12 protein-coding genes are annotated in these 12,589 nt (G+C 40.8%); 8 read left to right on the top strand and 4 right to left on the bottom strand.

What is annotated here, in order from left to right; translation table 11 throughout:
- The first annotated feature begins 60 nt into the window (after positions 1-60).
- From ACX3PU_RS08465 to ACX3PU_RS08500, 8 genes are all read left to right on the top strand, one after another.
- Positions 61-1,575 carry a catalase gene (locus ACX3PU_RS08465; RefSeq protein ID WP_459084577.1) on the top strand — a complete coding sequence of 505 codons (1,515 nt, stop codon included), beginning with the start codon at positions 61-63 and terminating at the stop codon, positions 1,573-1,575.
- 307 nt (positions 1,576-1,882) lie between these two features.
- The gene (locus tag ACX3PU_RS08470; RefSeq protein ID WP_459084579.1) at positions 1,883-2,929 is read left to right on the top strand and encodes an LLM class flavin-dependent oxidoreductase; all 1,047 of its coding nucleotides are present in this window, start codon (positions 1,883-1,885) and stop codon (positions 2,927-2,929) included.
- Between the two features lie 114 nt (positions 2,930-3,043).
- Positions 3,044-3,943 (top strand): pirin family protein, encoded by a 900-nt coding sequence (locus ACX3PU_RS08475; RefSeq protein ID WP_459084580.1) that lies wholly within the window; start codon positions 3,044-3,046, stop codon positions 3,941-3,943.
- Positions 3,944-3,977: 34 nt separating this feature from the next.
- Positions 3,978-4,262 (top strand): GNAT family N-acetyltransferase, encoded by a 285-nt coding sequence (locus tag ACX3PU_RS08480; RefSeq protein WP_459084581.1) that lies wholly within the window; start codon positions 3,978-3,980, stop codon positions 4,260-4,262.
- 134 nt (positions 4,263-4,396) lie between these two features.
- Entirely contained in the window at positions 4,397-6,658 is a 2,262-nt protein-coding gene (locus ACX3PU_RS08485; RefSeq protein ID WP_459084582.1) for a cation:proton antiporter domain-containing protein, read from the top strand.
- 80 nt (positions 6,659-6,738) lie between these two features.
- Positions 6,739-8,313, top strand: a complete 1,575-nt coding sequence (locus ACX3PU_RS08490; protein WP_459084584.1) for a sodium:solute symporter — start codon at positions 6,739-6,741, stop codon at positions 8,311-8,313.
- 108 nt (positions 8,314-8,421) lie between these two features.
- A complete protein-coding gene (locus tag ACX3PU_RS08495) occupies positions 8,422-9,273 on the top strand; it encodes a transketolase (RefSeq protein ID WP_459084585.1) in 852 nt (283 codons plus the stop codon).
- 18 nt (positions 9,274-9,291) lie between these two features.
- The gene (locus tag ACX3PU_RS08500; RefSeq protein WP_459084586.1) at positions 9,292-10,242 is read left to right on the top strand and encodes a transketolase family protein; all 951 of its coding nucleotides are present in this window, start codon (positions 9,292-9,294) and stop codon (positions 10,240-10,242) included.
- A 149-nt stretch (positions 10,243-10,391) separates the two neighbouring features.
- Here the strand turns inward: ACX3PU_RS08500 and ric are convergent, their stop codons facing one another.
- The 4 genes from ric to ACX3PU_RS08520 form a co-directional block, all read right to left on the bottom strand.
- Positions 10,392-11,111: an iron-sulfur cluster repair di-iron protein gene (gene ric / locus ACX3PU_RS08505; RefSeq protein ID WP_459084587.1), complete on the bottom strand. Its 720-nt coding sequence runs from the start codon at positions 11,109-11,111 to the stop codon at positions 10,392-10,394.
- 75 nt (positions 11,112-11,186) lie between these two features.
- Positions 11,187-11,621: an RrF2 family transcriptional regulator gene (locus tag ACX3PU_RS08510; RefSeq protein WP_459084588.1), complete on the bottom strand. Its 435-nt coding sequence runs from the start codon at positions 11,619-11,621 to the stop codon at positions 11,187-11,189.
- A gap of 2 nt (positions 11,622-11,623) precedes the next feature.
- On the bottom strand, positions 11,624-12,010 hold the full coding sequence (locus ACX3PU_RS08515) for a hypothetical protein (protein ID WP_459084589.1): 387 nt from the start codon (positions 12,008-12,010) through the stop codon (positions 11,624-11,626).
- 64 nt (positions 12,011-12,074) lie between these two features.
- Positions 12,075-12,545 (bottom strand): AsnC family transcriptional regulator, encoded by a 471-nt coding sequence (locus tag ACX3PU_RS08520; RefSeq protein ID WP_459084590.1) that lies wholly within the window; start codon positions 12,543-12,545, stop codon positions 12,075-12,077.
- Between the last annotated feature and the right edge of the window lie 44 nt (positions 12,546-12,589).

A 12,589-nucleotide genomic window follows, 5' to 3' on the forward strand; every position in this document is an offset into this window, starting at 1 on the left:
GATGTCGTGCTTTGATATGATATATCTAATTACCTTTACTTAAATTTAAATAGAATGATTATGGAAGACAAGAACAAAAAACTCACGCGACAGACCGGTGCACCCGTACCCGACAACCAAAATGTAATGACGGCTGGACCAAGAGGACCGATGCTCATGCAGGATTATTGGTTTTTAGAAAAGATGGCCAACTTTGACCGCGAAGTAATTCCGGAAAGAAGGATGCACGCAAAAGGGTCGGGTGCCTTTGGTACCTTTACCGTAACCCATGATATTTCTGAGTATTCAAAAGCCAGTATTTTCGGTGAGATAGGTAAGAAAACAGATATGTTTGCTCGTTTCTCCACCGTGGCAGGAGAAAGAGGCGCAGCGGATGCCGAGCGTGATATTCGTGGATTTGCTCTTAAATTTTACACAGACGAAGGAATTTGGGATTTGGTTGGAAACAACACGCCTGTCTTCTTTTTCCGGGATCCAATGAAATTTCCAGATTTGAATCATGCCGTGAAGAGAGACCCTAGAACAAACATGAGAAGTGCCAATGCGAATTGGGATTTCTGGACTTTACTTCCAGAGTCACTTCACCAGGTAACCATCGTAATGAGTGATCGTGGAATTCCCAATGGATTTAGACACATGCACGGATTTGGTAGTCATACCTATAGCTTCATCAATAAAGACAATGTAAGACATTGGGTTAAGTTCCATTTCCGTACGCAACAGGGAATTGAAAACCTAACGGATCAGGAGTCTGCAAACCTAATTGGGAATGACCGTGAATCTTCTCAAAGAGATTTGCTTGAAGCGATTGACCGTGGTGATTTTCCCAAATGGAAATTGTTTGTTCAGATCATGTCCGAAGAAGAAGCGAAAACATATCGTTTTCACCCGTTCGATTTAACCAAAGTATGGTCGAAAAAAGACTTTCCTCTAATTCCGGTCGGAGAATTTGAGTTAAACCGCAACCCAGAGAACTATTTTCAAGATGTGGAACAAGCGGCATTTAATCCAACCAATATTGTTCCTGGAATTGGATTCTCCCCAGACAAAATGCTGCAAGGTCGACTCTTTTCCTATGGAGATGCGCAGCGCTATCGTTTAGGTGTAAACCATTACCAAATTCCTGTAAATAAACCCAAATGTCCATACCATGCATTTCATCGCGATGGGGCCATGCGTGTAGACGGGAATTATGGATCCGCACTTCATTACAACCCGAATAGTTACGGGGAGTGGCAGGAAGATCCTTCTGCAAAAGAACCCCCTTTAGAGTTAAGTGGAGATGCGTATGCACACAACTTCAGAGACGACGATGAGGATTACTATACACAGCCTGGAGATCTGTTCCGGATTATTAAGGCAGACGGCAAAGCCGAGGTTCTCTTTAGTAACACGGCAGCTCAAGTGGGTGGTGCAGAGAAGTTTATCCAGATACGTCACATTCGTAACTGTTACAAAGCAGACCCTGAATACGGTACGGGTGTTGCAAATGCCTTAGGTCTTACAATGGAAGAGGTGGATTCGTTTGATATGACACCGTACGATAAGTGGGCTCCAAAACCTACGGATAAGTAAGCTTCATTTAATCTAAATTTTACACGTTCCGCTTTTTGAAGCGGAACGTTTTTTGTTTATTTGGGCATAGATGTGTTCGTTTTCAGAGTATTAGAAGAGGTGTGCAAGTGGAGATTTTCAATATAACCTAGCAGAAGGATGTATCGCCCCGTATTTTCTTGGAGAGTTCCTTCTTATCTTAGATCAAGCATATTCTATTCCATATTGCCTATTTTTGAGTAGTCGAAAGTGTTCCTTCTGGGGGAGTCCAAAAGTGGAAAGAGCAGTTCGCTAGTTTAACATTTGAAATAATAGAAAATCCATCCTTATGAAGACAGTAGAATTTGGTCTAATGACCTTTGCAGATGTAAAGCCCGAATCCAGTCCTAATGGCGGAGAAAATTCACACCAACGAATTCAAAACTTGCTCGAGGAAATCGTCCTTGCCGATAAGTTAGGCATTGATGTATTTGGTCTGGGTGAACATCATCGCGAGGATTATGCGGTCTCTTCTCCGACCACAGTGTTGGCTGCAGGTGCGGCGCTAACCTCCAAGATTAAACTATCAAGCGGAGTGACGGTTCTCAGTTCAGAGGATCCTGTTCGAGTGTACCAGCAATTTGCGACGCTCGATCTAATTTCGGGAGGTCGAGCTGAAATAATGGCAGGCAGAGGGTCTTTCACAGAGAGTTTTCCACTCTTTGGATATGATCTTGCAAACTATAATGAGCTTTTTGAAGAAAAACTAGATTTATTACTAAAGATTAATCAAAGTCCTATGGTGACTTGGAGTGGAACGCAGCGAAACAGTCTTTCGAATTTAGGCGTTTACCCTAGAGCTTTAAAAGGTGAGATTCCGATTTGGATTGCGGCTGGCGGTACCCCGAGTTCTGCCCTGCGAGCAGCGAAATTAAAACTGCCTTTGATGCTAGCCATTATTGGTGGAATGCCACAAAACTTTGTTCCGTTCGTGGATTATTACAAAAAATCTGCACTGGAAAATGGAACTAAGGCGGAGGATTTGCAAGTAGGTATCAACAACCACGTCTTTATAGGCGAGGACGATGAAAAGATTGCTAAGGAATTTTTTCCTTATTATGCACAGATGATGGATCGTGTCGGGAAATCAAGAGGTTGGCAACCCATGAGCCGAGAGCAATTTGAGTTTATGCGAAGTGATCAAGGATCCTTGATGGTAGGAAGTGTAGAGAAAGTAGTGGACAAATTGGTCTATGAATACCAATTGTTTGGCTTTACGAGATTCTTTGCGCAGGCTTCTTTGGGGTTTGTACCGCATGAACTCACTCTAAAATCCATTGAACTCTTTGCTACACAAGTGATTCCGGAATTTAAGCGTCGAGTGAACCTCGCTTAATATTTTTTCCCATTAGTGCATTGGGTAATTAGTATCTTAGTTGCGGTAAATGGGATTTGAAAAAGATTGTGTCGGGTTTTCTACGTTAAACTTTAATTTAAAAAATTGAATATCATGTCAAACATTGGACTTATAATAGAAGAAAAAGCAGCCGATATTGGTAATTTTTTAGTGGGCAGGCTTTTGCCCTTTCGGGAGAAGCGAGCCGTTGGCCCCTTTGTGTTTATTGATCATATGGGACCAGCTAATTTGAGTGAATACCAAAATCTTGACGTAGGTCCGCATCCTCATATTGGACTCTCCACATTAACGTATTTAATGGAGGGCTCTATTCTGCATCGCGATAGTTTGGGAAGTGATATGGAAATTACTCCGGGTGCTGTCAATTGGATGACTGCAGGGAAAGGTGTGGTTCATTCCGAGCGTACACCGGAATACTTAAGGCATTCCGAGAAGAAGTTACATGGGTTTCAGATCTGGGTTGGGCTTCCAAAAGACAAGGAACAAATGCAGCCCGAATTCAGCCATACGGTAGCGAGTGAGATTCCTTCATGGACACAAGACGGTGCCGATTTTAAATTGATTGCAGGAGATGCGTTTGGACGGAAATCTCCAGTTCCTGTGTATAGCCCACTGTACTTTCTTGAAATCAAATCCAAAGAGAAAGTCAATATTGATATCGGAGAGCAGTTGTTTGGGGAAGTAGGGATGTATGTCGTAGAAGGCAGTGTTCATCTAGATTCCCAGCAAATGGGCACGAAGCAGCTCATCATTGCCAAAAATGCGACCCTTTGTGAATTTGAAATGGAGCCGGGTACGATCGTCCTTCTTTTTGGAGGAGAACCCTTTCCAGAAGAGAGATACATTTTTTGGAATTTTGTGAACTCAGACAAAGCGGTCATTGACCAGGCAAAAGTGGATTGGCATGAGCAGAACAAGGAGGCGTTTCCTTCCGTGGTGGGAGACGATGGGGACCATGTGCCGCTGCCCAAGTCGATTTTAAAGAACCGATAAATTAATTCAAATATAAATTCAAAAACTTATTACAATGGTAGAAATCAAACATCAAAACAATGAAAAAAATGGCATTTTCAAAATCTTTTACGAAGGTGAGAGAGCAGGAGAGATGACCTACACGTGGGCAGGTACTGATAAATTTATTATTGACCATACCGAAGTGGATACCAAATTTGGCGGGAAAGGTCTTGCCAAGCAACTTGTGGTAGCAGGTGTAAACTTCGCAAGAGAAAAAGGAGTAAAAGTAATTCCATTATGTCCTTATGCAAAAGCGACTATTGAAAAAAATGCTGATTTGCAAGACGTTTTGTCATAAGTATGTGCGAAATTGTAGTTTGAAAAGTGCCTAGAAAACATTAAATTTGTAAAAATTGGAAAAAACGGAAGAAATCTTGCGTTTGAATTCTATTCCTATTTTTCAATCTTTCAACTTCAAACTTAAAATCTCCCATGGCTCATTTACCTGAACTTATTACCGACCTTGCTCTAATACTTTTGGTGGGTGCGTTTGTTACGCTTCTGTTTAGAAAAATAAAGCAGCCCCTTGTACTAGGTTATATTATTGCGGGATTCCTAGTAGGTCCTCACTTTAATTTAGTGCCTACGGTCGTAGACGAAGCGAATATTGATACATTTGCCGAAATCGGTGTGATCATGCTTTTGTTTAGTCTTGGTCTGGAGTTTAGTTTTAAAAAGCTAATGAGCGTGGGAGGATCGGCCTCGATCACGGCTGTTGTAGAAATTCTTTTCATTGGTCTTGGGGGATATTTGACCGGTTATCTCTTAGGATGGAACCAAATGGATAGCCTCTTTTTAGGTGGTATGCTTGCCTCTTCTTCGACGACCATTATCTTAAAAGCGTTTGATGAACTGAATTTAAAGACAAAGCAATTTGCTCAAATTGTCTTTGGGGTTCTGATTGTGGAGGATATCATTGTAATTTTATTGATGGTTTTACTCTCCACCGTGGCGGTAACGCAACAGTTTGAAGGATCGGAGATTGTGTTCACGATTTTAAAACTTCTTTTCTTCCTAGTGCTTTGGTTCTTGGTCGGTATTTATTTGCTTCCTAGTTTCCTTAAACGAGCCAAAAAACTATTTGATGAAGAGACGACTATTATTTTTGCCGTTGGACTTTGTTTTGGAATGGTCATTTTAGCTACTCAGGTTGGGTTCTCTGCAGAACTTGGAGCTTTTGTTATGGGATCGATCATTGCCGAAACGACCATGGCTGAGAAAGTAGAGCATGTGACCAGACCAATCAAACAACTGTTTGGAACCGTATTTTTCGTTTCCGTAGGAATGATGATTGATCCGCAAGCGATTGTGGAGCATGCCATTCCAATTGTTGCTATTACTCTTCTTACGTTAGTTGGTAAGTTCTTCTTTAGTGCGCTGGGTGCTCTAATTTCAGGGCAGCCTCTCAAACAGTCTATTCAGATTGGGATGAGTATGGCACAGATTGGTGAATTTGCCTTCATTGTGGCAACTCTAGGGCTATCTCTTGGGGTGATTTCAGAGTTTCTATTCCCAATCGCAGTGGGTGTATCGGCCATTACCACCTTCACCACTCCGTACATGATGAAACTCGCGGATCCTTTCTATGATTTGATCATGAGAAGCTTGCCTGCAAAATGGGTGGAGAGAATCGAGAATTATTCTCGAGAAACGGAAAAAATGAATGCCAATCCAAAATGGCAAAATATCACAAAAGAATATCTGCGAATCATTTTGGTGAATACAATTATTCTAATCGGTATTATCCTGGTTTTCCGATTTACAGTCATCCCACTGGTAAACCAAAATGTGGCGGATCCTTTGTACCAAAATACGATCGTGATTGGTCTGGCAACTCTCGTTTCGGCGCCGTTCCTATCTGCGATTTTGACCAAACAGCCTAAGAGTGCGGCTGCCACGGATTTAAATTCTACGATTGTGGTTGCTCTTAACGTGATTCGATTCCTAGTGGGTGTCTTTTTAATTGGACTCTTTGTGGATCAGTTAACTTCGACAAAGTATGCGATTTTGGTTGCACTTCCTTTGGTTCTGCTTTTGCTTTGGTTCTTTTCTCAAAGAATTCAAGCCATTTATCAAAAGATCGAAAAGCAATTCATTAGTAACTTTAATGAGCGTGAGACTCAAGATTACTTGCAGAACAAGACGTTTTACGATATCAAGCAGAAAAACTTAGAGTTTAAAGAGAAATTAAAAACTTGGGATGCGCACATTGCTGTGATGGAAGTGCACCCTCTTGCCAAATTTATTGGGATTAAACTCAAAGAGTTATGCTGGAAAGAAAAATACGGAATTAACGTAGTATACATTCGACGTGGAGAAACTTTAATCAACCTACCGGGACGAGACAATCGTTTGCTTCCTTACGACAAAGTTGGGATTCTAGGTACGGATGAGCAGTTTCAATATTTTAAAGAAGTCTTTGACGAAAAATACGAAGAACTTGCCGATTTTGATGTAGATGACATTGCGCTTAAGAAAATTTTAATTACCGGATCTTGTAATTACGTGGGTAAGAGCATTCGAGAATCTAAAATTAGGGAAGATCTTATTGGGCAAGTGGTCGGATTGGAAAGGGAGGATGAACGTATATTGAATCCAGATTCGTCTCAAATAATTCGAGAAAATGACATGTTATGGATGGTTGGAAATATTAAAAAGCTTAGAGAATTCATTCAAAAAAGTGCAAATTCATAGAACCTTTAAGGGATATTCTTTTGTGAGTGTGCTTTAGAAGTGGCTAAAAAAACTATATTTGCTTCTCTAATTTCAATTGCATGAATCCAAGTATCGTTCTACTGAGTTTTGTTTTTGCCTATTTTATTGGTCTTCTGGTGATCGCGTATTTCACCAGTAGAAATTCAGACAACCAATCGTTTTTCATAGGAAATAGAAAAAGCAAGTGGTGGCTGGTGGCCTTTGGAATGATAGGCACGTCGCTCAGTGGCGTTACTTTTATCTCCGTTCCCGGAACGGTTGGAAAGATGACCTCTGGAGATTATGCGTTCGGTGGCTTTGAATACTATATGATGGTCATTGGTTTTTTCATTGGCTATTTCATTGTCGCTTTTATTCTGCTTCCCCTTTATTATAAGATGAACCTAACTTCCATTTACACGTATTTGGGACGAAGGTTTAATGTGGAAGCGCACAAGATTGGATCAATATTTTTCATCGTATCACGATCTATTGGAGCCACAGCAAGGCTTTATTTGGTTGTGAATGTGCTGCAAATTTTTCTACTCTCCCCATTAGGGGTTCCTTTTTGGGTGACTTCGGCCGTGATCCTACTCATGGTTTTATTGTACACCTTTGAGGGTGGAGTGAAGACCATTGTGATTACAGATACACTTCAGACTACCTTTATGATTGTAAGTTTAATTGCTTGCATTGTCTTTATTCTTTCCTCACTAGATTTAACTGCCACACAGGCTTACACGCAGTTAGCGGATCAACAGTTCACACATTTGATTAATACGGATGTGAACTCGAAAACATATTTTCTTAAAACGGTCGTAGGGGGTATGTTTATTACCATTGCGATGACGGGGCTTGATCAGGAAATGATGCAGAAAAACATTTCTGTAGACAATTTGCATAATTCCAAAAAGAACATGCTCACTTTTGCAGGAACCCTGCTATTTGTAAATCTAGCCTTTCTTTTCTTAGGGGGACTCCTTTATTTGTTCGCAATGGAAAATGGAGCCGTATATCAGCAGATCACCCAAGTAATTGAAGGGAAACAGAGTCTAGTGAATGTATTTGGTTTTCCAGACGCAAACGGTTCGATTACCAATATAATGGGAGACGATTTGTTTCCTGCACTTTCCCTTAACGGCTACTTTCCACTTGTGATTTCGGTCGTGTTTATCATCGGCTTGGTGTCTGCACTTTTTCCCTCTGCGGATGGAGCACTCACGGCCGTGACCAGTTCCTATTGTGTGGATCTACTCCGACTCGATGAGAACAATGCCATGAGCGAGAAACAGAAGAAGAATTTGAGAATTCGTATTCATCTTGTTTTTACCGTGGTATTTTTCCTTCTCATAATGGCGTTCAAAGCCATCAACGATAAATCAATCGTCTATTTAATTATGGAGGTTGCAGGCTACACCTACGGTCCTCTACTCGGACTCTTTGCTTTTGGGATTTTCACTAAATTATCGATTAACAAAAAAGGAAGAATCCTTGTGGTTACTTTAATTGCTCCCATGCTAACCTACGCAATTAACTACCTTGTGACTCATTTTTCCTCCTATCAAATTGGAGTTGAACTTATTGTCATCAACGGGCTTCTCACCTTTATTGGCCTTTGGCTTAGTTCTGATAGAAGAAGACCCGCCTTGCTTTAAATTTCCCCTACGATAATACTCTCCAGATGGAAGAGAGATTCTACGTGCAAACCCGTTTTTGAAATCCATGAAAAAGACGTAAATTCGCATGCAAGTAAATCTAAAGTAATGAGTAAAAGTATTGAAGAGTTAAAGTCTCTAACCACACAAATCAGAAGGGATATTGTGAGAATGGTTCATGCAGTTAATTCTGGGCACCCCGGAGGAAGCCTTGGCTGCGTGGAGTATTTTACAGCCCTTTATGGTAAAGTATTAAAGTACGAACTGCCTTTCCAAATGGAAGGAAAAAACGAAGATTTATTCTTCTTGTCCAATGGACACATTTCCCCCGTCTTTTATTCGACGCTTGCCAGATTCGGATTCTTTCCAGTCGATGAACTTCGCACGTTTAGAAAGTTAAACTCTAGACTTCAGGGACATCCTACCACGCATGAAGGACTTCCAGGGGTTCGTGTAGCGTCAGGTTCTCTAGGGCAAGGTCTCTCAGTGGCTGCAGGTGCCGCACTTGCTAAAAAATTGGACGGAGATAAGAGTTTGGTTTATACCCTTCATGGGGATGGAGAATTGCAAGAAGGTCAAATCTGGGAAGCTCTCATGTTTGCGGCTCACCATAAAATTGACAATTTAATTTCTACCATTGATTATAACAACCGTCAAATTGACGGCGATGTAGACGATGTAATGAGTTTAGGTGATCTTCATGCGAAACTTACGGCCTTTAATTGGGAAGTACTTGAAGAGAAAAATGGAAATGATCTCGAAAGTGTGATGGCGATACTAGAAAAGGCAAAATCCTTAACCGGAAATGGAAAACCTGTGGTTATTATCTTGCACACTGAAATGGGGCAAGGAATCGACTACATGATGGGTTCACATTCTTGGCACGGCAAGGCTCCAAACGACGAGCAGTTGGATTTAGGACTTAAGCAGTTGTATCTAGAGGCACCAAGTGATTATTAATAGCAAAGTAGAAGAGTAATGAAATATACATATACAGAGAAAAAAGATACAAGAAGTGGTTTTGGTGCAGGACTCGCACAATTAGCGGACGAAAATCCAAACGTCGTGGCTTTATGCGCCGACCTTATTGGTTCTTTGAAAATGGAGAAATTTATTGAGAAAGCCCCAGAACGTTTCTATCAGGTAGGAATTGCCGAAGCCAATATGATTGGAGTTGCTGCAGGACTTAGCATCAATGGAAAAATTCCATTTACAGGTACTTTTGCAAATTTTTCCACCTCAAGAGTTTACGACCAAATCCGTCAGTCCGTGGCGTATTCGGGAAAGAATGTGAAGATATGTGCTTCGCATGCGGGACTAACCTTAGGGGAAGACGGTGCCACACACCAAGTTTTAGAGGACATAGGGATGATGAAGATGCTACCGGGTATGGTCGTGATTAATCCATGTGATTACAACCAAACCAAAGCAGCCACTCTTGCGATTGCTGAGTATGAGGGTCCTGTGTATCTTCGTTTTGGCCGCCCTGCCGTGCCTGTGTTCTTGCCAGAAGACACTCCTTTTGAGATAGGAAAAGGTATCCTTCTTCAAGAAGGGACAGATGTAACCATCGTCGCTACAGGACATCTTGTGTGGGAATCTTTGGTTGCTGCAGAAGAATTAGAGAAGGAAGGAATTTCTTGCGAAGTGATTAATATCCATACCATCAAACCTCTTGACGAAGAGATTATTTTAAATTCGGTGGGGAAAACAGGAAAGATCGTCACAGCAGAAGAACATAATTATTTAGGAGGACTTGGAGAGTCTGTCGCAGGCATGCTTGCAAGAAGACGCCCCACTCCTCAAGAGTTTGTTGCAGTAAACGATTCCTTTGGAGAGTCTGCAACACCAAGCGAACTAATGAAAAAGTATGGAATTGATTCCTCTGCGGTACAAAGCGCAGTTAAGCGAGTACTCGCTAGAGGGTAATTCCAGGTCGTAAAAAGATAGAAAAGCCATCCCATGCTAAAGGCAAGGGATGGTTTTTTTTCTGCAGATTTTATTCTGTAACCACATAAAAAAGCACCCTTATAAAATAAGGGCGCTTTCATTCAAATTAAATATAGGAATCGTGGTTATTAGTTTCGTAGGGCTTTTTCTAATTCCAAAGCTTTTGGAAATAGAATGTTGTTTTCAATATGGATGTGTTTGTGTAGGTCGTCTTCAAATTCTTCTAGCATTCTAAAAGAAACTTGGTACGTGCTGCAAGCATCTTCTGGGAATTGATAATGGTTAGTTAACTCTGCAATTTTTCTAAAGCGTTCGCCTTCGATGTCGTGTTCGTGCATCATCATCTCGACTGGGTTTTCTACCGTACCAAAAGAAGGGGCCTGAAGCGACGCATGGTTTCTTTGGGAATCCATCATAGTGCGAATGAAAGGGAAGAGGATTTGCTCTTCTTTTTGCATATGGGATGTAAGTTCATTCGCAGACTGTTCAAACAGCTCAAAAACTTCAAAAAGTTCCGGATGTCTACCTCCGTGGACTTTGCAAATCTTATTAAGGAATTGAAGTAGGATAGGGGCTTTGTCCGTAATGTAGCGATGGTGGGTTTTCTCCACATAGTCTGCAAGGAGATCTAAGGGCCAAGATTTATAATCAATCGATTCGCTGCTTGAAGATCCCAAATGTTCCAGTTCGTTAACGACCTGACTCACGTCAGTGCCTTTAAGTTCGGTAGCCTCTTCTAAGGTTCTGTTGCCGTTACAGCAAAAATCAATTCCGTATTTTTTAAAGACCGCCGCTGCTCTGTAGTCTTGGGCGACGATTTGTCCGATGGTTTGGTCTAAAGTTGTCATATTGCTTTGTTTTGTAGTACAAAGATAGACAAATTTTTTAAACAGGACAAAACTATCCGAATTAATTTAAAAAATTTATATTCGAAGTCGGAAGAGCCCTTCTTCGGTTCGTACGGCAAGATCAGCTAGAGTGTATTTACAGGCCATATCAATGAGACGTTCTCGAACCAATCTAAATTCATTGTGCACAGGGCAAGGGTTTTGAGAAGAGCATTCTTTAAGTCCGAGTCCGCAGGTTACAAAGATTGAATCTCCATCGATGATGGTAATGATATCATAGATTCTGGTTTCTTGCATCTTTTCTGTAGAAAGATAGAACCCGCCTTGTTTTCCTCGGACAGACTGCATTACTTCCGCTTTGCACAATTGTTGAAGGATTTTAGCTGTAAAAGCCTCTGGCGCATCAATCGCATGGGCGATTTCTTTCACATTGACTCGGCTTTCACTAAGGTTTTGTTGAGCGATATAAATAGAAGCTTTAATTGCGTATTCGCAGGCTTTTGAGAACATAGTTAATATTTGAAAAATTGCCACTTAGGCACAATGGCTAAAAGTCCGATGCCCACAAACAAAAAGAGAGAGGTTACATCGGAATACAAAAACGTGTCAAGGTAATACAAATGGAAAACAAAGTGCATCAAGGTGGCAAATGGAAACAACACAACTCCTAACTTTCGATAAAAGTAAATTAAGACGACCGAAAGGACAATCAAAAGATCGACTGCAAAAATCAAGTAAAAATACCAGATCGGAATGGTGAGGTGGTGCTCAAGGGTTTGAACATACTGATCTACGTCAATTCCAATTCCAAACACAGCAAAAAAGAGCATGGCAAGTAGAGAGAGAATCAGGCCCATTCCTTTTTCGGGACTCTCGCCTTTGAAGTAGTTTTTTTCCATTTGGTAAAAATAAAAAAACTTATGATAGAATCATAAGTTTTTAGGTTGATACTGTCTATCGATCTTAAATGGAGATCGCTTTGATAAGACGGTTTTTGTCACTCATGTACTCTTCCATTGAAATCATACTTTCTGTTCTCATTACATCTTGGATGTCGTCGATTTGATAGATGATACGCTTCGCATCTTGCGTGTTTCTAGCTTTCAATTTGCAGAAAATATTGTATTTTCCAGAAATTACGCTCGCTTCCACCACATTTGGAATAAGAGAGAGTTGTTTCAGAACGTCTTGTGTTCTGTTAGACTTGTTCAGAAGGATTCCAATAAATGCAGTGAAATGATAATCTAATTTCGCATAATTGATGGTAAGGGAAGATCCTAATATAATTCCTGCATCTTCCATCTTCTTTACACGCACGTGGATCGTTCCTGCGGATACGTCCATTTGTTTTGCGATTTCTGTAAAAGGCATTCTAGTGTTCTCTACAAGGAAATCTAGAATCTTTTTGTCTACTTCGTCTAATTGATAGTTCATTATAGTAAGGCTTGTTTTGTTAAGGATATTGTATATATTTGCAA

The organism is Chryseobacterium sp. A301 (assembly GCF_054489425.1).